Source organism: Rhizobium sp. 57MFTsu3.2, assembly GCF_012932765.1.
In the GTDB taxonomy this organism is placed as follows: Bacteria; Pseudomonadota; Alphaproteobacteria; order Rhizobiales; family Rhizobiaceae; genus Rhizobium; species Rhizobium altiplani.
The window spans coordinates 43944-66968 of the sequence record NZ_JDWI01000014.1 but is presented as its reverse complement, the minus strand read 5'-3'; the positions used below and the strand labels follow the sequence as shown (position 1 = coordinate 66968).

Annotated in this window: 22 protein-coding genes and 3 pseudogenes; 6 read left to right on the top strand and 19 right to left on the bottom strand. The window is 59.2% G+C overall.

Translation table 11 applies throughout. The features are described from left to right. Nucleotides 1-130 precede the first annotated feature (130 nt). Nucleotides 131-1177 carry a Gfo/Idh/MocA family oxidoreductase gene (locus AF71_RS16340; RefSeq protein WP_041912232.1) on the top strand — a complete coding sequence of 349 codons (1047 nt, stop codon included), beginning with the start codon at nt 131-133 and terminating at the stop codon, nt 1175-1177. A 15-nt stretch (nt 1178-1192) separates the two neighbouring features. Here the strand turns inward: AF71_RS16340 and AF71_RS16335 are convergent, their stop codons facing one another. Continuing rightward, entirely contained in the window at nt 1193-2329 is a 1137-nt protein-coding gene (locus AF71_RS16335; protein WP_169682153.1) for an ROK family transcriptional regulator, read from the bottom strand. 212 nt (nt 2330-2541) lie between these two features. Between AF71_RS16335 and AF71_RS16330 the strand changes: the two genes are divergently transcribed. Together AF71_RS16330 and AF71_RS16325 are read left to right on the top strand one after the other, a co-directional pair. Beyond that, nucleotides 2542-5568, top strand: a complete 3027-nt coding sequence (locus tag AF71_RS16330; protein WP_169682151.1) for a glycoside hydrolase family 38 C-terminal domain-containing protein — start codon at nt 2542-2544, stop codon at nt 5566-5568. A gap of 184 nt (nt 5569-5752) precedes the next feature. Continuing rightward, a pseudogene (locus AF71_RS16325) lies at nt 5753-6046 on the top strand (transposase); the annotation flags it as partial. A 299-nt stretch (nt 6047-6345) separates the two neighbouring features. On the opposite strand, the gene AF71_RS16320 reads toward AF71_RS16325, so the two are convergent. From AF71_RS16320 to AF71_RS16295, 6 genes and pseudogenes are all read right to left on the bottom strand, one after another. Next, complete coding sequence (locus tag AF71_RS16320) at nt 6346-7110, bottom strand: SDR family NAD(P)-dependent oxidoreductase (RefSeq protein WP_169682149.1); 765 nt, start codon at nt 7108-7110, stop codon at nt 6346-6348. Nucleotides 7111-7485: 375 nt separating this feature from the next. Further along, a complete protein-coding gene (locus tag AF71_RS16315; protein WP_169682148.1) occupies nt 7486-8181 on the bottom strand; it encodes a GNAT family N-acetyltransferase in 696 nt (231 codons plus the stop codon). 37 nt (nt 8182-8218) lie between these two features. Continuing rightward, nucleotides 8219-8524, bottom strand: a complete 306-nt coding sequence (locus tag AF71_RS16310; RefSeq protein WP_169682147.1) for a hypothetical protein — start codon at nt 8522-8524, stop codon at nt 8219-8221. Between the two features lie 115 nt (nt 8525-8639). After that, a complete protein-coding gene (locus tag AF71_RS16305) occupies nt 8640-9062 on the bottom strand; it encodes a MarR family winged helix-turn-helix transcriptional regulator (RefSeq protein WP_169682146.1) in 423 nt (140 codons plus the stop codon). Between the two features lie 287 nt (nt 9063-9349). Continuing rightward, a pseudogene (locus AF71_RS16300) lies at nt 9350-9607 on the bottom strand (SDR family oxidoreductase); the annotation flags it as partial. A gap of 52 nt (nt 9608-9659) precedes the next feature. Further along, complete coding sequence (locus AF71_RS16295) at nt 9660-10223, bottom strand: DDE-type integrase/transposase/recombinase (RefSeq protein WP_169682145.1); 564 nt, start codon at nt 10221-10223, stop codon at nt 9660-9662. Between the two features lie 398 nt (nt 10224-10621). Here AF71_RS16295 and AF71_RS16290 point away from each other — a divergent pair, with 398 nt between their 5' ends. From AF71_RS16290 to AF71_RS16280, 3 genes are all read left to right on the top strand, one after another. Further along, a complete protein-coding gene (locus AF71_RS16290) occupies nt 10622-11011 on the top strand; it encodes an antitoxin Xre/MbcA/ParS toxin-binding domain-containing protein (RefSeq protein ID WP_169682222.1) in 390 nt (129 codons plus the stop codon). Beyond that, complete coding sequence (locus AF71_RS16285) at nt 11008-11526, top strand: RES family NAD+ phosphorylase (RefSeq protein WP_062369760.1); 519 nt, start codon at nt 11008-11010, stop codon at nt 11524-11526. Before AF71_RS16290 ends, AF71_RS16285 begins: the two co-directional genes overlap by 4 nt. Before the next feature lie 293 nt (nt 11527-11819). Then, entirely contained in the window at nt 11820-12041 is a 222-nt protein-coding gene (locus AF71_RS16280; RefSeq protein WP_018857951.1) for a hypothetical protein, read from the top strand. A 323-nt stretch (nt 12042-12364) separates the two neighbouring features. Here the strand turns inward: AF71_RS16280 and AF71_RS16275 are convergent, their stop codons facing one another. The 12 genes and pseudogenes from AF71_RS16275 to AF71_RS16220 all read right to left on the bottom strand — a co-directional run bounded on the left by AF71_RS16275 (nt 12365) and on the right by AF71_RS16220 (nt 22935). Further along, nucleotides 12365-13198 carry a sugar phosphate isomerase/epimerase gene (locus tag AF71_RS16275; RefSeq protein ID WP_210258289.1) on the bottom strand — a complete coding sequence of 278 codons (834 nt, stop codon included), beginning with the start codon at nt 13196-13198 and terminating at the stop codon, nt 12365-12367. Then, nucleotides 13198-14403: an FAD-dependent oxidoreductase gene (locus tag AF71_RS16270; protein ID WP_169682143.1), complete on the bottom strand. Its 1206-nt coding sequence runs from the start codon at nt 14401-14403 to the stop codon at nt 13198-13200. Before AF71_RS16270 ends, AF71_RS16275 begins: the two co-directional genes overlap by 1 nt. Nucleotides 14404-14454: 51 nt before the next feature. Further along, complete coding sequence (locus AF71_RS16265; protein ID WP_169682142.1) at nt 14455-15399, bottom strand: substrate-binding domain-containing protein; 945 nt, start codon at nt 15397-15399, stop codon at nt 14455-14457. Nucleotides 15400-15473: 74 nt separating this feature from the next. Beyond that, nucleotides 15474-15785, bottom strand: a complete 312-nt coding sequence (locus tag AF71_RS16260) for a MocE family 2Fe-2S type ferredoxin (RefSeq protein WP_018857947.1) — start codon at nt 15783-15785, stop codon at nt 15474-15476. Beyond that, entirely contained in the window at nt 15782-16816 is a 1035-nt protein-coding gene (locus AF71_RS16255) for a sterol desaturase family protein (RefSeq protein WP_169682141.1), read from the bottom strand. Before AF71_RS16255 ends, AF71_RS16260 begins: the two co-directional genes overlap by 4 nt. Nucleotides 16817-16964: 148 nt before the next feature. Further along, nucleotides 16965-17966, bottom strand: coding sequence for a LacI family DNA-binding transcriptional regulator (locus AF71_RS16250; protein ID WP_169682140.1), 1002 nt, complete (start codon nt 17964-17966; stop codon nt 16965-16967). Between the two features lie 113 nt (nt 17967-18079). Further along, nucleotides 18080-18580 (bottom strand): GNAT family N-acetyltransferase, encoded by a 501-nt coding sequence (locus AF71_RS16245; protein WP_246733698.1) that lies wholly within the window; start codon nt 18578-18580, stop codon nt 18080-18082. A gap of 29 nt (nt 18581-18609) precedes the next feature. Continuing rightward, a pseudogene (locus AF71_RS16240) lies at nt 18610-18804 on the bottom strand (LysR substrate-binding domain-containing protein); the annotation flags it as partial. A gap of 314 nt (nt 18805-19118) precedes the next feature. Beyond that, nucleotides 19119-19736 (bottom strand): type IV toxin-antitoxin system AbiEi family antitoxin domain-containing protein, encoded by a 618-nt coding sequence (locus AF71_RS16235; protein ID WP_169682137.1) that lies wholly within the window; start codon nt 19734-19736, stop codon nt 19119-19121. A gap of 494 nt (nt 19737-20230) precedes the next feature. Then, nucleotides 20231-21601, bottom strand: a complete 1371-nt coding sequence (locus AF71_RS16230; RefSeq protein WP_169682136.1) for an NAD-dependent succinate-semialdehyde dehydrogenase — start codon at nt 21599-21601, stop codon at nt 20231-20233. A gap of 129 nt (nt 21602-21730) precedes the next feature. Next, nucleotides 21731-22471, bottom strand: coding sequence for an SDR family oxidoreductase (locus tag AF71_RS16225; RefSeq protein ID WP_169682135.1), 741 nt, complete (start codon nt 22469-22471; stop codon nt 21731-21733). Then, nucleotides 22468-22935 carry a heme-binding protein gene (locus tag AF71_RS16220; RefSeq protein WP_169682134.1) on the bottom strand — a complete coding sequence of 156 codons (468 nt, stop codon included), beginning with the start codon at nt 22933-22935 and terminating at the stop codon, nt 22468-22470. Before AF71_RS16220 ends, AF71_RS16225 begins: the two co-directional genes overlap by 4 nt. Nucleotides 22936-23025: the final 90 nt, after the last annotated feature.

Here is a 23025-nt window from a genome sequence, read left to right as displayed (position 1 = left end):
TTCAACACAAGTTAGCGGCTCGCAACCGCACTTCCCGATCACACAAGAATTGAGCCATTTCGGGCACCCGCAATGGCGTGGTGAGGCTTTGCCTCGGCTATGGCCAAATGTGACTTCTATGGAGGAAAAGATGCGCTTACTCATTCTCGGCACCGGTGGGATGGCAAACCAGCATGCTGTAAATTTCAAGGCGATCGACGGCGTTAGCGTCGTGGGCGGGGTGGACGTCGTGCCAGAACGGCTGGCGGTCTTTTGTTCGGAGCACAGCATCCCCAACCATTTCAGCTCGCTGGAGGAAGCCCTTGCCTGGGGCGAGTTTGATGCCGTTGCCAACGTCACGCCCGACCGTATCCATCACCCGACTACGCTTCAGGCGATTGCAGCGGGCAAACATGTCTTTTGCGAGAAACCGCTGGCGACCGATGCCATCAAGGCGATGGAAATGACCGATGCCATCGAGAAAGCGGGCAAGGTCGGCATGGTCAACTTCACCTATCGCAATTCGCCCGCCCTGCAGAAGGGCCGCCAGATGGTGCTGGCCGGTGAGATCGGCGAGGTCCGGCATGTCGAGGCATCCCACCTGCAGAGCTGGCTTGTCGGGCGTCATTGGGGCGACTGGAAAACCGAGAGCAAGTGGCTTTGGCGTCTCAGCAAGAAGCATGGGTCGAACGGCGCACTCGGCGATATCGGCATCCATATCGTCGATTTTGCCTCCTACGGCTCGGGACTGGATGTCGCCCATGTCTTCGCGCGGCTGAAAACCTTCAACAAGGCGCCGGGCGACAAGATCGGCGAATATGATCTCGATGCGAATGACAGCTTCACGATGAATGTCGACTTCACGACAGGGGCGATCGGCACCATCCAGGCGACACGAACTGCCGCCGGCCAGATGGATCAACTGCGTCTCAGGGTCTATGGCGAGACGGGGTCGATCGAGATGATCTATGACACCGGAAAGTCAACGCTGCGCGCTTGCCTCAAAGAAGACGTTCACACCGCGACATGGCGTGACATTCCCTTCGAGCCGGTGGAGACCAACTACCAGCGGTTCGTGCAGGCCGTCCGGGCAGGCAAGACACAGGAACCCTCCTTCCGCCGCGCGGCAAATATCCAAAAGGTGCTCGATAAGGCGCTTGCCTCCGACATCAGCCACGCAGACGAGGCATTGGCCTGAGACGGCACGTCGGTGTCAGACGGAAACCGGCGGCAGCAAGGTGTTGAGAAAGGGAAGCAGTGCCGCCCCCAACGCAACGCCGCCGCCACTGAAGCTTGCGGGTTTCATCGGCGAAATCCATGGCGTCAGGAAGGGCCTTTTGGATGTGTCACGGCGTTCGACGGAGAGCTGGTGAATCAGCGCCTCGATGGCGCCTCGCGGAAGGTCGCCGCCGATCATGATGGTGCTCGGCGCGATGAAGCCTGCAATCGCAATGATCGGGTCGAGCAGGTGGCTTGCGGCGTCGCGGATCCACTGGGTCAACTGAGGGGAAGACGCCTCCTCGCCCGCGATAAGGCACTTGAACTCGTCATCACTGACGAGTGCGCGCAGGGCGCCGAAGCCGACCACTGTGTTCAGCTGGACATTGTCGGGGCCGGTCAGCATCTCGCCGATGCTGCCTGCGCGTCCATGCATGCCTGAATAAGGAACGCCGCGAACGAGGAACCCGGCCTGCACATCTTCGTCGATGATGATCATCGCCAGTCCACCTTCGGGGGCAGGCGCGCCAATGGTGCGCTCGGCAAGGAGGCTTGCCGTGCACTCATTTTCCACATGGCTGCGAACAACGATCGATGCCGCGTCGAGCTCAGCGCTTTCTTGCGAAGTCCAATCATTTGACCCTATCCCCATGCCAATGATCGGCAGGCCGGCATGCCGACCCATCATGGTCTGCGTGGCTGAAAGGATCGACGGAACTCTTGCTGTCGGTACGAGCGGAAAATATTGGCGGTCACGGACCTGGCCGCTGAGATCGATAAGGACGGCTTCGCCTCTGCTTTGGCGGACCCTGACGCCGATTGAAAATGCGCCATCCGGGCGTAACGCAAATTCGGTGGCGGTTGCACCACTACCTGCGCCGCTTCGCCGGTGCGATGTCACCAGACCCTCGTCGGCGAGGCGGCGCAGAATATTGGTGATACCCGGGCCTGTGAGCCCGGAGTGCTGGCCGAGCTCCATGCGGGTCAATGGACCGTGCCGGCGGATTGCCTCAAGGATGACGCGGATATTTCTGTCTGCGATTTCTCCCGACCGCAAACCAATTGTTTTTCCCCGCGAAACGGCCGATTCATCTGGTTGGCGTCGTCGCGGCCCAGAACGAAGATACCGCATAACTGTCTTCCCCAAGCACCTGAATGCTTGTGTATCACAAGGAAAACTCTCGCAACTTATTTCTTGTGCGCTTGACGGGAAAACAAAGTTACTTAATCTAAGCGCTGCAACGCGCCTCGGTTGGAGGAGACGGGACGCGGATGCCAGCGGCCCAATCGCGCGACCACGTGTTCTCCCCGCCCACAGTTGCTTCTTTTCCGATAGGACCCGCCATGTCTCTCACGATTGCCCAACGCCTTGATCGTCTGAAGGTCCGTACAGCCGAGCTCGCCCACTGGCGCGACAGGCAAAGCGTCCTGATCGACGGCTGGACCTTTGAGGGCGAGCCGATTGCTCATCATCAGGATTGGCCACACCGCAGGGGGACGGTTCATTTCGCGACATCGGTGAGCGCGCCGCGCGACTGGCCAATCGACGAGACCCGCCTGCAGCTCGATCTCGGTGGTGAGAGCTTGATCACGTTGCATTATTCTGGCGGCCAGACCGAGACATTCGGGCTCGATCCCTATCATCAGGAGTTCCCGATCAAAGGCAGGGAGTTTTCGATTACCACGGAGAGCGTCGCGCGCTTTCCCTTTGGAGAGCCGAACCGGGCACCGCGGCTCAATAAGGCGCGGCTGATCTGGCTGGATGAACCGGTCCACAAGCTTCACCTTCTATTGCGGCAAATCGGCGAGGCCGCAGACGCACTCGAAACCCACGAGGTGGTGCCGCACATGATTGATGCGGCCGAACGGGCGCTTGGCAGCCTCGACTGGCCTTCGGACACATCATCCTATATTTCGCGCACATCCGATGCGGTCATGCAGCAGAAGATCTGGGAGCTGCCGGAGCTTCAGGTAAATCCGGCCGGTTTGAGTGAGGCGCAGAGCGCTTTGGCAGCTACGGCTTTCGATGCGCTGATTACCCGACTGAAGGAGCTTCAGACACGTTTTCCGCCGAACGGCGAATTGCTACTGACCGGCCATGCTCATATAGACCTCGCCTGGCTTTGGCCCTACGGCGAGACGCGTCGGAAGATGCGCCGCACTTTCAATACCGCGCTTTCGCTGATGGAGCGGTCGGACGACTTCCGGTTCAATCAATCGACTGCTCACTATTACGCGCAGATGGAGGAAGATGATCCCGAGCTTCTCGAGCGCATCAAGAAGAAGGTCGCCGTCGGCAAGTGGGAAACTGTTGGCGGCATGTGGGTCGAACCCGACACCAACATGCCAACCGGCGAAAGCCTTGTACGGCAGGTGCTTTATGGGCAGCGCTATTTCGAGAAGCAATTCGGCTTGCGCCACACTGTTTGCTGGCTGCCAGATTGCTTCGGCTTTTCAGGGGCATTGCCACAGATCTTGCGGCTTGGAGGTATCGACAGCTTCTTCACGATCAAGGTGAACTGGAGCGAGACCAATCATATTCCGTCTGATCTTTTCTGGTGGAAGGGGCTGGATGGAAGCAAGGTACTGACCCATACCTTCGACAACCCCATGCAGGGCTATAATGGTTTCGTGCAGCCGGACTGCTTCGTGCCGACGTGGAAGAATTTCCGCGGCAAGACGCAGCACGACACGTCACTGCTGGCGGTCGGCTACGGCGATGGCGGTGGCGGTGTTACCCCGGAGATGGTCGAACGCGAAGTGCAACTGCGTGACTTCCCTGCAATCCCCACGGCGCGCTGGGGCACGGTGAAGGGCTATTACGAAATGGCGCACCGGGTTGCGGCAGAAAAGGACCTTCCGGTCTGGGATGGGGAAATCTACCTCGAGCTCCACCGCGCCACGCTGACATCGCAAAGCGGCGTCAAGCGCAAGCACCGCCAAGCAGAACGGGCGCTGATAACAGCAGAGACACTCGCCTCACTCGCTCATCTTTTGGGCGCCGACAGACCTCAAAGCCTCGAGCCGGACTGGCGCGTCGTCCTGAAGAACGAGTTTCATGACATCCTGCCAGGCTCGAGCATACGCGAAGTCTATATCGATGCCGAACAAGAGCTCGACGGGGTTATACACAATGCCAGGCTGGAGCAGGCAAAGGCTCTCAAGTCGCTGTCGGCCAATCTTCCGGCAGGTGGAGTGTCGGACGCGTTGATTGCGGTTAACCCGTCACTTGCGCCGCGGCCACTTGCTGCAAAGCTCGCCGACGGAACGGTCCTGTCATGCGCCGATCAAGTCGCGCCTCTTTCCGTCGCAGTTTTTGATCGCAAGACGCTCAGGCCCGCCGGCATGTTGAAATCCACCGCGCACAGCCTCGAAAACGAGCATCTGTCGGTCGTCATCGGCAAGGATGGAGCCGTTTCAAGCCTCGTCCACAAGGCATCGGGAAGGGAAGCGATAGATGGCACGGCAAATCAGCTATGGGTCTATCCGGCCGACAAGCCCCGCAATTGGGATGCCTGGGACGTTGACGCCGACTATGCTGAAAAGGCTGTCCGCCTCGATAAGCCTGAGAGCATTACGCTTGTCGAACAGGGACCGCACCGTGCCGCGATCCGTGTCGCCTACCGGTACCGAAACTCAACGGTCACTCAGCTCTATGTGCTGACGGCCAATGCGCGCCGGCTTGACGTCGAGATGACGATCGACTGGCATGACCGGCGTACGCTTTTGAGAACGCTGAACCCGGTCGCTGTGGCCTCACGCACCGCCAACTTCGAGTGCGCTTACGGCGTCGTCGAGAGGCAAACGCATACGAACACGTCTTGGGAACAGGCCATGTTCGAGGCTGCCGCGCATCGTTTTGTCGATCTGAGCGAACCGGGCTTTGGCGTCGCTTTGCTCAACAACGCCAAATACGGACACAGCGCGCGCGGTAATGTCATCGGTATGAGCCTGGTGCGTTCACCGATCTATCCCGATCCACTTGCCGACGAAGGCGAGCAAAGCTTCACCTATGCACTGATGCCGCATGAGGGCGCATGGCATGAAGGAGGCGTTTTGCAAGAGGCGATCGATCTCAATCAGCCACTCGTTACCATCGAGGCAAGCGGTCTCTCGGTGGGCGCACTATCGCCTCTCGGCGTGGAGGGCATACCGGTCGCCCTCTCGGGATTGAAGCCGACCGAGGAGGGAAAGGGTCTGATCCTGCGGATTTACGAACCCGCAGGCCGCCGCGGGCGCCTGTCACTGACATTGCCATCGGGATGGCAGGCTTCAGGAGCGTTGAACATCCTCGAAGAGCCGATTGAACGTGTTGGACCTGCAGATATCATGCCCTTTGAAATCCGGACCTGGCGGTTGCAGCCACGCTAGCAGCAGCCGGGTGAGGGTCGGCAATGTCATGTCTGGCTTTGTTTATATGGGCCCCGCCTGATTGCAGCGGTCGGCTAAATGACGGTCGCTGGCTGGACCCGATGACTGGCACTCGGTCACGCTTTTCCCCACCGGGGCTAACCGTCGCCTGCAGCGCCTTTCGAGGCCCTCAATCCAGAAGGCGGTACCGTCGACCTATTCCTCCGGCGGCAAGACCTTCCACGGCAAGATCATCAAGCAGGGCAACAAGTGGCTGCGCTGGGCCTTCGTCGAAGCGGTGACACCCGCCATCGTCACCGATCCGCAGCTGCGCGCCCAATACGAACACCTGAAGTTCAGAGGAGTAAACAAGGCGCGCGTGGCCGTTGCGCGCAAGCTTTTGACGATCGCCTTCCAGATCCTGCGTGACCAGCGCGCCTACGAGCCGCGCGGTGCCAGCCCCACGGAAGGCGCGTCGACGATATCCCGGTTGTCCTGATGATCATCTAGCGAGCCCGGTAGGACTGGGCTGCGCTCCTTAGGGAGAATGGGAAACCGGGAGCCGAACATCACTCTGTGACCGAAGCCAACGCATCAGGTCACGCATTGGAGATTGGTTCGAGAACCGCAGGACGGCAACACTCTGTCCAGCGGAAGGAAAGATTGAGCCGGTCGGCTCAATGCCGATCAAAACGAAACTGAACCCAAGGAAAAGCCGCCAGTTCAAGGCGTTCTGCCCCTTGTGTTCTTTCATTGGAGACGGTCATGCCAGCCGCGTCGAGACCAGTTGTTCCGGTGTCAGAACGCGCTTTGGCCGCCGTCCACGACGAGAGCTTGGCCGTTGACGTAGGATGCGTGATCCGACAACAGGAACAGCGCAACGCGCGCCATTTCCTCGGCTTCCGCTAATCTTCCAAGCGGGATATCGACCGCCAGCGGATGCGAAAACGTGCCGTCATCTTTCGTCACCATTCGGGCCGACGTCATCGGCGTGCGCGTGATGGATGGGTTGAGGCAATTGACGCGGATGCCGACCGGGCCGAGTTCCACCGCAGCCGCCCGCGCCATAGCAACGACACCGCCCTTGCTTGCGCTGTAGATGGATGTGCCGACGGCGCCGATATTGGCGAGCACCGATGCATTGAACAGAATCGCTCCACCGCTGCCCTGCCGCTTCATCTGTTCGACCTCCGCCTTGAGACAGAAGAAGGAGGCCTTCAGGTTCGTGTCGATAACGCGATCCCATATTTGCTCATCGAGCGTTTCGATCGGCCCACCACCCGTAATTCCGGCATTGTTGAAGGCACAATCCAGCCTGCCATACTGCGCCACGACTTGCGCTATAATGGCCGGAATGCCCTCAATGACGCCGAGATCGGCCTGGACGAACATTGCCTGCCCACCAGTTGCGGAGATCCCGGAGACGACTTCTTCGCCCTCCGCCGCGCGACGGCCGGTAATCGCGACTTTGGCTCCCTCCTGTGCAAACAATATCGCGCTGGCGCGGCCAATGCCCGATGTGCCTCCAGTAACAAGCACGACCTTGTCTTGTAATAGTCCCATGTTCGTTTCCTTCCAGACCTCGAATTATTCGGATGGAAAACGGCGCCTCGGGCGCGGACCAAAGACAACATGCACGCGCGGTCACGGTCGCAGCAAAAACCACCCGAATGCCTGTCGGTTGAGAACGCGCTGTGCGCGTCGGCGGCATCGGCAAGGGGAAAACGCGATCGATGACCACTTTCAAACGCCTTTGGCAGTATCCCGCAGCAGATCATCGACCACCTTATGGACAGGTTCGCGGTCGATGGAGTTCCAGAAAAGACGCCGTGGAGGCTGTTATTCCCATTCTATAGTAATACTGGATCCAGGCGCTCGCAATGACCTCGACGAGTGTCCGCGATCTCGCGTAAAGTCGATATCGCAGGTCTGGACTTCTTAAACAACCCGCGACTGCTGCCGCGCCATGACAGTCAAATGAACCGTACGCGAGACGACAAAACCGAGAGTTTCGTAAAGCCCCTTGGCGCCGTTCTCGGTCTTCACATGGAGAAAAGCCAGCGATCCTTCCGAAAGGATTCTCGCAGTGAGGCCAGCGACCAACGTCTTCGCCAGGCCACGGCCACGAAACGCCGGATCGGTGCAGACCGCGCTTATTTCCGTGTGGCAGGTCATGCGAATGCGCTCGCCGGCCATAGCCGCTAGCCGGCCGTCTTCGGAGCGTACGCCGAAATAACGCCCCATCCTGATGGTGCCAGGAAAGAACGGTCCAGGCTCTGTAGCTGCGGCGAGCGCCAGCATGTCCGGTACGTCGTCGGTCCCAAGCTGAAGCTCCAGACCTGGGTCGTCAATGAGTAGTCGCTCGCATACCATCTGCTCGAGCGGACGAGCTCGCAGGACCTGCCATCCGCTCGACACCTCGAGCGGCGCGGCCGTGAAAAAGGCGACGCGCTCGTCGGGAGCGAGGACTGACCCAAGCTGGTCGAACGCTTCGGGTGACGTTACGGCAAGTCCGGCAAAACGTGACACGTCGGGGTGATAGCAGGCAGCCAGATCCCCGCCACGACGGAAGCCTTTCTGCTCGGTGTTAAGTGCATGCCAGATCGGATTCTCGAGCATGGAAATTTCGGTCATCGGTTCTCCAATGCGACGGCTTTCATATTGCCCCGATCTACCTTGGGCCGGCCGCCAGCAGCGAAGCGATCGGACGAAGAGGCCCGATGGGTATCAGCTCGAAAGTCAAAAGCCCTGCGATGCCGAGGGGAAGCTGCTTCAAAAGGCTGTCGGCCTCTTCGATCGTCTGGGTCGTCATTACGAAGATGACACCTTTTCCATCGTAGCGATGCCAGAACTGATCGATCTTGCCATCGAGGTAGAGCTGGAGCGTCGCGCCGACCTCGCTCAACATATATTGGTTTCGTTGCTCCGGCGTCATCGACGAAGTGCCGATGGCAAGGAATTTCGTTGTACCCGACACGGTCGTTCCTCAGATCTTATTTTGCCGAAGTTCGGCGGCATTCAATAATATGGGCATATGCCCATATTTCAAGTATGGTGTACGAACGTCGATGGCATTTGCCGGTGATGGCGTGTCACCGCGCGGTGAAATCTGTATCTGCGACCTTCTTCAAAATCGTTCGCAGATCGGTCGCCTCGCCTTCGCCGATGGCTGACTCGAACCCAGCCTGAGCGCGTTCCCAAAGCGGTCTTGCACTTTCCAGCGCATCGCCACCTGCTTTAGTCAGGGCGATCTCGCGGCTCCGGCGATCCTGGCCGACCGACAGCGAGACATAGCCCTGGGCTTCCAGCGGCCGGAGATTGTGACCGAGGGTGGCGCGGTCCATGATCATGACGGACGCGAGCGGCCGGAGGGCGATCGGCCCGAGGCGTCCGATTTCGAGCAGCAGCATGTACTGCGTCGCCCTGAGTCCCGAAGGCGCCAGCGTCTGGTCGTAGAACTGGGTGACGCGACGCGTGGCCTGTCGCAGCACATAGCAGTTGCAGGGGGTGGACAATGGCGGATCTCGTTCGGTTCGTCAGAGTGCGGAACATTACGGTTTTTTCCTGAAATTGCCACGACAGGGGACGGCGCCAGGCTCCGTCGGCCGCCCGCGCAGCTCGCTCAGCCGCTTCGTGTATCGGCCGGTTTCCACGGATAGAGCACCACTCTTCCCATCGATCAGCACGCCTTCCGGCATCAACATCACACACCTCATATCCACTGGCCCGCAGAGCCGCTATCAAACAATGTAGCCGCAGCCGAAGATACGGCCCGTTCGCAAAAGTCGCTGTTAAGCGTCTATCATCCAACGAGGTAGCCGCCATCGACCGGCAGAGTCGCGCCGGTGATGAAAGCCGCTGCGGGTGAGCAAAGGTAGAGGATCGGACCGACGAGATCGTCTGTCGTGCCCCAGCGTTTCAGCGCCGACCGTTCGGCGATCTTCTTCTCGCTCTCGGGGTTGGACCAGAGCGGTTTGGTCATGTCGGTCCTGTGGTAGCCCGGCGCCACCGCGTTCACCCGCACGCCGTCGCGGCCGTAGTTTTGCGCGAGTGCCCGCGTGGGCGCTGTGACATTGTTTGAACTCGTGAGACGGCAGGGCGTGGTTTCGGTTCTAGGCGATTTGAAGCGATACGGCGTTCCATTCCCCCATGGCCCGACGGCGGTGGGTTCGGCTCTGTGGCGCGGATCGGATTGCCTGGTGTGGAACGAAGAGGTTACGGACGGTGGAGAAGATCGACACGAATTGCTGCAGTGATCCGATCGACCGGAAACCTTGCCTCGTTCGTTCTCGTTTTCGGAAGGGCAGATGAGAATTCTCCGCGCGGTTGTTCAACCCTTTATGAGAACGGTGCTCGACGCCCGGCATGACTTGGCGTGCGGCGGCTTTGTAGGATCGCAGCTTGTCCGTGATCATCCGCTTCCATAACCAACATTTCTGGCCATTGGCCTTCACGACAAGCTCGTCGAGATGCCAGACGTCGTTATGTGAGGGCGGTTTGCGGCCCAGACGGCGCCAGCGGCGGATCGTCTCGCAAGAAACGACCACGCCGCGCTCGAGCATCAACTCTTCGACTTCACGCAGGCTGACATTGAAGCGGAAATAGAGCCAGATCGCACGCGCGACAATCTCGATTGGAAATCGATGGTTCTCGTAAGTCGGGGCGGACTTGCTCATTCCTTGCAACTATCACAGCGCGGTTGACAAAAAATCAATGTGACAACACCCATGCAGAATATCGACCGATGTCGGTTCCAGTCACGGTGATCTCTTCAACGGAGGCTCTGCCCATGCGGTTCCCCAACAACACTCGGAATACGGCACATCGATGCCCGTCCAACAACATGACATCATCGGGATGACTGCGGCTCCGATGACCATATCACGAGCTTTTCCTCACTCTCGCCACGTCATCCAGCCTCCATGTTTGTTAGAAAGCCGGACGCCGACACCGTGGAGGCGAATCCAATTCGTACCCACAGCCGCGTGTTATTGTATTTTGCCTCCTTGAATGGAGCCGAGCTATGCCATATATTTTGTACAGAAAATGTGACATCCAATATGGCAAGAAGACGATGGGCCAGGCTCTCAAGCAACCCGCTCAAAATGAACCCTTAATTCTGTCCTACATGGACAGGTCCGGCAAGATTGGCATTTCGCAGGTTGCGGACGGATTTGGGATGTCCAGGGGCCAGCTTGCAGAAACAGCCGGATTATCACGCGAGACGCTCTACCGAGCGGAGCGAAGCGGAGCAGCAAAAGCCCAGGGGCGCCTGCGAGAAATGCTTGAAATCATCAGCCGGGTCAGCGACTGGGCAGGTGGCAAAGAACAAGCCATGGCATGGTACCGTGCTCAGCCGCTTCCGGCGTTTGGCGGAAGAACAGCAGAAGCGCTCGTCAAGGACGGCAAGGCCGGGGCGGTCAGGGACTATCTCGATCACATGGCGGTTGGTGGCTTTGCGTGAGGTTTACCTCAACCTGCTACCGAGCCCATGATCCACGCTGGTCTTTCAAACCGACGTCCGGTGACGGTGCGGCGATCCGTGGCGCTCGCTTCAATCCCCGGGGCGTACCGGCGCTCTATCTCGGATTGAGCATCTTAACGGCCATAAAAGAGGCCAACCAGGGTTTCGCTCACCGTATCGACCCCTGTGTATTGTGCTCTTATGAAATCGACTGCGAGGATATAGCCGATCTCTCCGCCGATGAGGGCCGGAGGGAATTCTCGGTGACGCTGGAGGACATGAGCTGCGCCTGGGCGACCGCGCTTGCGAACGGCAACCGGCCGTCCTCTTGGTCAATCTACGACCGGCTTACGGCCAAGGGTATTGCCGGCGTTGTTGTTCCGAGCTTTGCGCCCGGCACGGATCCGTCAGACCGCAATCTGGTGCTCTGGGACTGGGGACCGAACTTGCCCCATCGGGTAGAGGTTTTCGACCCCAGCGGGCGGCTGCCAAGAGACCAACTGTCTTGGCTCTGATGGCGACCCTGATGCTTACCTGTTCCTGTCCTGCACCAAGCCTCGTCGCAACATGCCAAGGGGTCAGACGTCACCGGACTTGTAGGCGCCTGGCTGCCATTGCCACACTTATCACCATTGCAATTACAAATCGGTCTTGGTGCGAGTAATGCGAAGCGGGAGCGACACGGATTGGCTCATTGGCCTTGCAAGGCGGGCGTCTCACCGATACTTCGACTAACGAGCGCGTACGCACAACTCAACGCGCAGCGGCACTTTCCCAGATAAATCTGAAGGATCTCTAAAGAAAGCTCATGGAAACCGAAACAGTTACGATCGAAAGCCGGAATGACTTCGCGCAATGGGCAATCGAGCGCGCACGGGCAATCGTCGCCGAGCAAGGTGGAAACTTGGCGATTGCAGCACGCGATATGGATGAACCGGCAATCGCTGCGACCGGAAACGCACTCGGAGCCGCCATTGCAGAGGCTCTCCTTGAAGTCTTCGACGTTCTGGTGCCAAACGACGACGAATAGGCTGAGCTGCGGGCCCCGTCCTTTGCCCCACCTAAAGGCTGAGCCATCCTCTTCGAACGGATGCGCCAAACTTTCCCGTCAAAGTGGTATTATGCTATGTACTCTAGCTCTTCTGTGAGCAGGGTTTATCGGCACCAAGGCCCGACAGACCCCGGTTGGCCCTTGTCCGCCTCTGTCGACAGCCAGGCCGCGACATTTGCCGCGGCCTCGGCATTCCGGAAAGCAGGCCGTCAACTCATGAACGAGCAGCACCTTTAAACGCACCGAAGATCACGTGATGGCCAGCGGCGCGGCGGTAAAGTTAGCTGCCTTTGGCGACGGCTCTACTGCGCGGTGGCGTTCCAAAGACCATGCACCATCTTGCGGAGCAGGAGGGACTCGGCCCAGCGGTCGGTCGTGTCGTTACCATCCCTTCCGGTTATCGCGTAAGGCTTCGGTCCCAGCTCACAGGTAAAGACCAGTTTGGCGTCTTCCGAAGCGCGCGCACGCCACGCGCGAAAACCGTACTCCCACCAACCCAGGAAGAGATCGACCCACGGACGATGGTGCGGGAAGGAGATCTCGATCTGCACCTGTTCACGCGAGGCGACACGGCCGTGGAAGGCGTGAGCATTGGCAAGTATGCGCCGGATGGATGCATCGTCTTCCTTCGTAACCGGAAAGGCGAATTCGCGAGCGACGAGGAAGTGCGAGAGGTCGGCGAGGAGTGGCAGATCCGGTCGCCGATCGAGAAGGTCGAGCGTGAAGTACAAGTCCGTCGTCATCCGGTCGCGATGGGTTTCGATGAAAACGGGAATCCCGGCGTCCTGCGCAAGCCGCATCCAGCCGTCGAGGAGCGGTAGGCAATCCTCCACTCTTCTCAGGCGCACGTCGGGCTGCAAATTGATATGAGTGACCGGAAATTCTGCCGCGAGCTCCAGCGACAGGCGCAAGTCCTCCACGGAACGCGGAAAGCACACGCCTTCGATCTTCAGCCCCCTGCCCCGGATCGCCTCATTGAGGCCTACAACATCCGATCGCTTCGTATAGTGGGCGCTGATGCCGTCGAAGCCCGCCTCCGCAATCATCTCGATGTTCTCTTCGAGGCTGCGCTCGTGGCCGTCGGTATGGCGGCGCTCCATGGCCCAGAGCGACTGAAAGAACAACAACTCCTGCATCACGCAGCCCGCGCAGTTTTGAGAAGGGCCTTCAGATTGACCGCCGGGTCTTCCAAATCAGCAGCATCTGGATTGACACCCGCCATGATCAGTAGCTCCGCCAGCTTGATTTCCTTGGCAAGGCTGTTTCCGGTGCCAAGTCCTGCGGCAGCAACGAGGCGGCCGTCTTCGAGATAGAATTCAAGCACACCCGCGTCAAACGAGCGGAGGACGATCTGATGCCGCGGCTGCGGCACGCCAGCGACCTGCAGGCCGAGATCATACTGATCCGACCAGAACCAGGGCATCGCAGCAAAGGTCTCGTTCGCACCGCACATATTGCGGGCGGCAGTCTCCGCCTGGTTGCGCGCGTTGCGCCAGCTTTCGAACCGGACATGGCCACCTCCCGGCTGGGCTACTGCGGCACAGTCGCCGGCAGCAAAGATATGTCGATCGCTCGTGCGCAGAAAGCTGTCCGTCAGAATGCCGTTATCCGTCGCAAGCCCCGCTGCTTGTGCGAGTTCAACGTTCGGCACGACGCCAATTGCAGCCACAACAATATCGGCGGGAACCTGCTTACCATCAGCCAGCACGACGCTATCGGATCTGACTTCAGCAACGCCCTGCCCGAGATAAAAGCCGGCGCCCTCCTCGACGTGGCGGGCGTGCAGGCTTTGTGCAAATCGTGCCGGCACGGCGCGACCGAGCGGCCTTGATGCAGCCTCGATAATGTTGACAGCAACCCCCTTGCCGCGCAACACCGCTGCAAGCTCCATACCGATCAGTCCGCCACCGATGATGGCGACGGTTCTGGCGCTCTCCACGCGTGAGAAGATCGTGGACGCGTCCGAGAAAGTCCGGAAATCAAGTGCCCGTTCCGCGCCGGGGCAGCACAACTGCCTGGGGCGCGCGCCGGTTGCAAGAAGCAATTTGTCATAAGCCAGCGCCTGTCCGTCGCTCAAAACGACGCGCCGCTCGTGCGGATCAATCCAAGACACCGATCTGCCGGGAAAATACTCGATGCCGGCAGCGTCCAGTGCCTCAGCGGAGCAGATCGCTTTCATCTGCACCGCCCCGTCCAGTGGTTTGGAGAGAGGCGGTCGCTCATAAGGCATGTTCGGCTCGGTGCCGACCATCGCAATGGCTCCGCCGTATTCAGCCTCCCGCAAGGCAAAGGCTGCGCGCGTGCCGGCTTCTCCGGCGCCGATAATGACGATCCCGCTCATGCGTTCTCCCCTTGAAAAGTGGCCGGCGCATGAAAGCGCCGGTCGGAAGGATCAGTTCTTATTTGTGTAGTCGGCCATGTTCTTCGGCGTGACGAGTTCGAAGGGCACCCAGACTTGCTTGTCGATGGCTTTGCCGCGCGCAAGTGCGACTGCAGAATCCACTGCACTTGCTGACTGGCTCTTTGCGTTCTGGAAGACGGTCGCATCAAGGTCACCGGCAGCCATTGCGGCAAGGGCATCCTGGGTTGCGTCGATACCGATGACAATCACGTCGTTCATAGAGACGCCCGCTGCCTTCAACGCTTGAACAGCGCCGATGGCCATTTCATCGTTATTTGCAAAGACGACATCGATCGGTTTACCCGCGGTGATCCAGTTCGTCGTCAGGTCCATTGCCGTCGTGCGGTTCCAGGCGGCGGACTGCTCGTCCGCAATCGTGACACCCTTGCAATCTCCGGCCGCCAACGCTTCCTTGAAGGAGTTGGTGCGATCGCGCGAGGCCTGGTGAGCCAGATCGCCCATCAGAATGTAGACCTGCGCATTGCTGGCCTTTCCCTTCTCCTTCAGAAGCGAACATGCCGCTTCTGCGCCAAGCCTGCCGGAATCCGTTTCCTTCGAACCGACATAGGCCTGCTTTTCCGGCAACTTGCCCGAATTGTCGGGTTCAAGGTTGAGATAGACCAGAGGAATGCCGGCTTTCTCTGCGGCTTCGCTGATGCCGGGGGCAGCAGAGGTGTCTGTCAGGGTCATGACGATGGCATCGACACCGGCGGCTATGAAGTTGTTGACCTGGTTCAGCTGTTTGGAAATGTCCGTCTGGGCATCTTCCACCTGCACGCTGACACCATCGACCTGCGATGCCCGGGCAGTGATGCCTTCACGCAGAAGCGTCTGGAAGTTATTGTCGAAGCTTTGCATCGAGACGCCGATCGTTTCAGCGAAGGCAGCACTTCCCATCATGGCGGCCAGAGCAGCCGCCAAGCACACTGATTTCATGTCATCCTCCGTAAGGTGCCGGATCACCCCGATTGCACTCCGGAAGCCCGATGGGCTATTGGCTGAAGCGCGGCCTAACCGAGGGCCACTCGAACCTCTCCATCAACCACCTCCGCAGGATAGGTCTTGAGGTTCTCGCAGGCCGGAAGCCGCATGGCCTCCCCCGTCCGATAGTCGAAGGCGCCGGAATGTTTGGGACATTCCACCTCGAAGTCCATGACGAGCCCGTCCGCAAGATGGATCTTCTCATGGGTGCAGAGACCGGCCGTGCAGTAGATGCTGTCATCCGGTCCGCGGTAGATCGCATAGGTGCGGCCTTCATGATCAAAGCGGATCGCGCCTTCCTGTTCGATGTCTTCGAATTTGCATGCGGATACCCAGCTCATTTGGCGGCTCCCTGCAGTTCGGAGGAAGCCTTGCGGGCGGAGAGCCTTTCCTTGCGCTTGCGATAGCGTTCCTGCATGCGGGCCTCGCCGTCGGCAGAGCCGTCATGCCAGGTCCCGAACCACTTATCGAGCGGGATCAGTGCATCGCCGTAGTTCACCTCGAAATACTTGTGGTGCAGGTAATGTGCATAGGCGTGGCTGTCGACGAGCTTGTCTTCACCCACTTCCACCTTGTCAAAGCCCACATGACCGGGGATTGCGCCGAAGCCCGCATAGTGAAGCTGATAGAGCATCAGGATCGGGTTTGACGGCAGAATGAGGTGATAAAACGCGGTCCCGAGATAAAGGAGATGTTCCACCGGATGCATCGACAGCGACGACCAGGGCGACGGATTCACCGAATTGTGGTGTACCGAGTGCACCCACTTGTAGAGGAACGGCGTGTGGATGAGCCTGTGGATGCAGAAGAAGTGGAACTCATGGATGATAGGAACAACGAGCGCGACAAGCGCCAGTGTCCACGGATTTTCCGAAAAGCTCAGCCACGGCGCGTAGCCATTGGCATGAGCCCAGAGCATCACGACCTCGATGCCCGTCCAGATCGTCACGCCCGACAGGAATGTACGCAACATGTTGTCGAGGTTCTGGCGATCAAACCAGAAGACGTTGTTCTTCTGATCAGCCGGGAATTTGGCATTGTACTTGAAGCGGTTTTCCTGCCGCTTCAACACATAGAGATGAAGCTCGAAGGCTCCGTAGAACAGGAACACGCAAACTGCGTTGACCGCATAGAGCCAAAGTGCCCACCCAACACTCAACGTCTGCAGCGTCTCGACTGGCGGAATGATCAAAGCCCAATAGGCGACAGCAGAAGCCGCGAAGATGACGTTCCAGGGGAAGAAATAGTGCGGCAGCCACTTTGCGATTGCCAACAGCTTTGGGGGAAAGACGAACAGCGGCGCAGTCTCGACCGGCTTGTTCGGCGCCCAGTCGCCTCGCTTGTTCCGCGTCCCGTATTTCAGGTCGTCCATGGCGCTCTCCTTCGGCAAATCCTTTTACGGAAAGGAGTGGCCAAGCGCCTGAATCCGTGTCGTTTCCCTTGAAACGCCGGCTCTCCTCCCGCTTTTGAAACTAGCAGGAGACACTGAAACCTGCGAAGACTTCATTGATCAAAATAGATCAAAGGCTTTCGGCGGTGATCGTGATGAAGCGAATGGGGTTACGGTCAGGCTCGATCTTCGTAAGACCGACGCGGTGCAGCACGATATCGAGGGCGCGCTGCGCCTGTGCTTCGGGCGCCTGATCCAGCACCACGTCCATGATACCGTCGCGCAGCGCCGTGCGGGTGTAGTCGGTCAGTTCGTGACCGACGAAAAGAATGTCTCTGCCCCGGTCGCTGCGGCGGAGAACGTCGATCAAGGCGGAATTCGCGCCACCGGCATTATAGAGCCCGACGAGGTTCGAATACTTCTGCATCGCCATGATCAAGGTCTCCGCACTGAACCGCTCCTCGTCGCGGGTAAAGCCGAGCCACTCGAAGTTGATCGAACCGGGGTGATCACGGAAGTACTCGGAAAAGCCGCGGATCCGATCGCGATGCACCTGGTAGATAGGGTGGCAAAGGGCGACAACCGGTCCCTGCGACCGAACCATGCGGCAGATGAAATGGGCCGCCGTGCGGCCGGCGGCATAGTTGTCTATTCCGACAAATTCGACCTGATCCTCAGACGCGCGCGTAACCACATGGACGATAGGGATACCCTGCGCTGCCACAGCTTCCACCGCCGCCTTGACCAGCGGGCTGTTGGGGACGGCGAGTATAAGCCCAGCTCGCGGATAGTCCGCCGCTGTGATTGCGCGAGCGATTTCCTGCGGGTTCATTTCCTCGACGAAGCGCCTGTGGACGACGACCAGCGGATCAATGCTGTGGGCAATCTGTTCGAATGCCTTGGAGAGCCGCCGATAAAACGTGGTTTCCGGACGGACCATCAAAACGTCAACCCGCAGCAGGCCGCGATGCGTATCGGGAAGGACACGCGGATAATCCAGACTGCGCGCGGCAATAACGACCTTCTCGACCAGTTCCGGCCTGACGCCCCCTCGCCCGTTCATCACTCGCTCGACGGTGGCCGTCCCCACCCCCGCCTCGCGGGCAATATCCGTGTAATTCGCCCTGCTCATGTTCCCCCCGCGTGTCGCGGAATTATCCAATGGGCACCGCCGTTTTGCAATCTTGCCCTTAGTTCGAACCAACGTGGGCCGATCAAAGAGCTGCTGTCAATCGAGGCCGCCGTTCAAAGCTGGAGGGTCATCTCCACCATCGTTGGCTTAAAACCCACAGACGCGAAGAGACGTTGCCCGGCGTCGTTGCGATGCGCCGTCGACAAGACGATCTGCGTGGCCCCACGCCCTCCCAATTCGCCGACCATTGCCGCCAGCAACGCTCGACCGGCTCCTCGTCGACGGTGGCGCTCCTCGACGAAGATGTCATGGATGACGCCAGCCGGCCCACGTAGTGACATATAATCGGATCCCTCAAGACCCGCATAAACGTATCCGACGACCCTTCCATGGACCTCGGCAACAAGCACCACGACGTCGGGCTTGTCGAGTTGACTTCTCAGGTGGCTCGAATAGGCCGTCGGAGTTCTAGGACCTCCGGCGATAAAGCGTCGCTCATCCCAGCCGTGGTGGATCGAGACAAGCTCCGCTCCGTACATGCCAAGGAGATCGATGTCTGCCTTTGTGGCTGGCCTCAAGGTCGTCTCAAACTCGTCGCTGGTTTCCGGTTCCATTTTGCTTTCCAGTTCCATGCTTTGCAGGCTCATTCGCCGCGGTAGCGAAGCGCCTCGACCAGCACCGAAAACGCGGCCGAAGTTTGCCGCCTGCTCGGGCAGTATAGATGATAGCCCGGAAATGGCGGGCACCAGTCGTCGAGCACCCGGATCAGCCTGCCGCTCGCAAGATGGTCGGCGACACTATCCTCCATGACGAAGCCCAGGCCGAAGCCATCCACGCTCCGTCCCCGACACTATGTCCACTATCGTGTTGATGACGTATTGGCGCGACCCCACGCGCTCATCCTAACGACCTTTAGGTCTGTCACAACATTCTTAAAGGTCTTGAGCGGATACGAACCGACGACACGTTATTTACTTCGTCGACGCAATCGACTTGCAATCGCTCCACATCCGGCGGTGGCGACCAAACCGCTCACTTGCCCAGCTTCGTAGCCGCAACAGCGTGCGGCATCAGGAACGTGGCAATCTCGGTGAGGACGTCCGTCAGATCGCCAGGATCGTGTGCAACGAGGCGCTGACGTTTCTGATTTCCTTAGCCATTTGCGGTCAGTGCCTCGATATACGGACGGATTACAGTCCCCACGCCACCACGCTCGGCTTGGTCAGCGATTTCGCCCGGAGTAGCCCTTCGTTGCCGCAGCGCCTCCTGCAGCCCCTCTATCGCTACGGATAGGCCAATCTTGTTGCGGTAGCGAAAGCAATCGGCAATCGTTTTGGCGATTCCAAAAATCTTCACCGGAACGCCTTCAACGACATGGGTCTGGACGCTTTCATTGAGAAGGCTGTCTGTGAAACGCACGATACGCACAGCAGGGCCGTCCGGTTGCGGGGCCCAGTCTTTGCGGCCTATGGCAAGCCAGATTTGTCTCGGAAGTTGATCCGTCAAGCCGTGGAAAGCGAGGGCCGAAACAAGGCAGACAACGGCTTTCGGGGCGCGCTTGGCAATCTCCGCCAGACTGTGGTTGGCATCGAGTTCCGCATCGGGAAGTTGATAAAGACCGCGGGCAAGCCGCACGACCTCACCATCCCGTTCCATTCGGCTCATGGTAGCCGCCGTCACGCCTGCATTCCGCAGTTCCGCGAGACGTGCTATCCCGCATTCAGCGAGCACGATTCGGGCGATTTGGCGTTGCGTGATGGAAGCCAGCATTGATACAAAAACTCGGACCCTAGACTCTATTATCCGAGGATTTGTATCACAGTCTCTAGACTTGGGAAAGCCGTCGACTGGCGAACTAGTTCGTTCGCGACCATCGATAACACCATCCCGTATCCTCGCACCCGCGGCAGTCCGCGCATGGCTCCCGCGCAATGAGCCTTGACATTCAAGCAAGCACAAGCCTCGTCAGCAGCACCCACGACGAGCATGAGTGCCATCGTCTACCCCTTGGTGTTGGATTTTCGTTGCCTTGGTAAGTAGATCTTCGTCGAATGCTTTTGCAGATCTTGCAGAGCCCACTCATCTAAGCCCGCGCTCAGGCGATTGGCTTGTCAATTGATGCGAATTCGACACTGCGCAACGTTGTTGGCCGAAACGGCGAACGTTTTCCGTCCTCCTGTCTCGAGCAGCCTCATGCATAATGGGCCGCTTGTACGCGGCCCATTATGCGACATGGCCCCCAGACGGCTCGGTTCCTCCAGGGCTCAGTGCGCGACAAGCACCATCTTCTGGTTTACCAGCTCCTTGATACCTGCTCCTGCGAGCTCGCGACCGTAGCCGGATCTCTTGACCCCGCCGAACGGAAGCTCCGGCCCAGTGAAAGAGGACGTATTGATCCACACGGATCCGGTCTCGACCTGCGACGCTAGGGATTTCGCCCGTTCAACGTCAGCAGTGAATATCGCCCCCGAAAGGCCAAAATTCGAGTCGTTTGCGATCCTCACGACCTCATCATCGTTTTTTATCACATGGACCTGCGCCACGGGGCCGAAGAACTCCTCGAAATAGGCGGGGTTGTCTCGAGACACATTGGTCAGGATGGTCGGCTTGTAGTAGGCCCCCGGTCCGTCGATTGCGCTCCCACCAACCAGCACCTTGGCCCCGGCCTTCACTGCGCGCTCGACCTGTCCTGCGATATCGTCGCGAGCCCCGATCGAAGACATCGGCCCCAATCCGACAGATTCATCCATGGGGTCGCCGATCTTCGTGTTCGTGAACTTGTCGGCTAGCTTCTTCGTGAATTCGTCGGCAACCTTCTCGTGGATGAGGAAGCGCTTCGCACCATTGCAGACCTGGCCGCACCCGCGAAGCCTGGCCTCGACCCCAGCGGCGACCGCCTTATCCAGGTCGGCATCGTCGAGAACGACGAAGACGTCGCTCCCGCCGAGTTCCATCACTGATTTCTTGAGGTTCTTGCCAGCGTTGGCCGCCACGATACTGCCAGCGCCCTCGGAACCTGTTAGAGCCACGCCCTGGACGCGATAGTCGGCGATGAGCTTCGAAATCTGATCTCCCGTCGCGAATATGTTCGTCCAGGCGCCCTCAGGTGCACCCGCCTCTGCAAGAAGCTCCTCGAAGGCCACCGCAGCCTGCGGAACCATGCTGGCATGCTTTGCGAGCACGGGATTGCCGATCGCGAGGTTCGGTCCCGCGACGCGGATCAGCTGATAGAAAGGGAAATTCCAGGGCTCGACAGCAACGACGACGCCGATTGGATGGTACTCCAGCCATGCCTCGCCCTTCGGTGTGGTCACCTTCTCGCGTGCTAGAAAGGCTTCGGCATTGTCGGCATAATACTGGGCGATGTCGGCGGTTATCCGCACCTCGGTCCGCGCCTCGTTGATCCGCTTGCCCATTTCCAGGGTAAGAATGCGCGCCAGGTCGTCGACGCGCGCGTTAGCCAGCTCGGCAAACCGGCGCAGGACCTCAAGACGAGGCCCCCGGTCGCCCTTGCACCATGGCGACTTGTAGAGGGAGTGTGCCAGCGTGAGCGCCCTCTCGATTTCTTCATCGCTGTGGTTGTTGAATGTCTTGAGAACCTTGCCGGTCGCAGGATTTACGCTCTGATAAGCCATGTCATTCCTCCTTTTGATGTCTGGGTCGGACCAGATCTTGGGAACTGCGGCGCGCATTCCCGGAGCACTGCGCTCCATCGAGAGCCGCGATCAGTGGAAGGCGGTGTGGTAGCGGCTTTGATCGGCGGATCAGAATTCCTGTGCCGTCGGCCGCAACACGATCTCGTTGATGTCCACGTCGGCAGGCTGCTCGATGGCGAAGGTGATTGCCCTGGCAACCGAGCTTGCAGGGATTGCCGACTTGTAGAATTCCATGACCGCGCCCTGTGATGTGCCGCTGGTCGTGTGCTTGAGGTCGCTATCGACCGCGCCGGGCTCGATCGAGGTCACCCTTATCTTGCTGCCTATCTCCTGGCGCAGCCCTTCAGAGATAGCACGAACGGCAAATTTGGTGCCGGAGTAGACCGTGCCACCAGGTGCGAAAACCTTGACGCCCGCAACAGAGCTGATGTTGATGATGTGGCCAGCTTCCTGTTTGATGAACATCGGGAGAACCGCGGCAATACCGTAGAGCGTCCCCCTGAGGTTGACGTCAATCATTGCGTCCCATTCGTCCGTGTTCACTTCCGCCATCGGGCGGATGGGCATCAGCCCTGCGTTGTTGATAAGGACGTCCAGCCTTCCGAAGTCGGATGCCACCGCATTCACGACCGAGTTGAACTGGTCCTTGTTGGCGACGTCCAGCTCATAGCCCTTCGCCTTGCCGCCGGAGTTGGAAATTCTGGCAGCGACTTCGTCGAGCTTTCCGCGCCGACGCGCAGCGATTGCGACCTTCGCCCCCTTTTGAGCAAGCATCTGCGCAGTCTCGGCGCCCAGCCCCGTCCCACCTCCGGTGATCAGCACGACTTTCCCTTCGATATTGGTTGTCATCGTCTTTGCTCCTTTCCTGAAGTTAGCAATTGCGAGTCTGCGGGCATGAGGTCGATGGCCGACACGGCGGCTTGGGCGACAGCAATGTCCTGCTCCACCGATCCGGCGCTTGCGCCAACGGCGCCGATCAAACGACCGTCACGGATGACAGGAAGTCCGCCACCGAAGATGACGACGTTGCCGTCATTGCTCTGATCAATACCGAAGAGCGGCTCGCCGGGTTGCGCCAGCTTTGCCAGGTAGTCAGTCTTCTTGTCGAAGAGCCTTGTGGTGACAGCCTTTTTGATGGCCAGATCGATACTACCGATCAGCGCGTCGTCCTGACGGACGAAGGCGATCAGATGTCCACCGGCGTCGACTACGGCGATATTGTAGGCAATGGCAAACTCCGCCGCCTTTGCCTCTGCCGCTGACAGCATCAGTTTGGCGTCATCCAGCGTAAGGGTAGCGATTAGCCTGGTCATCTTGTGTCCCTTGGATTTCCGATGGGAGGGCATCGTCCGAGCAAACCGCCCGACAAGCCGGAACGTTCGGACGATGCGTGTCCGTCGTTT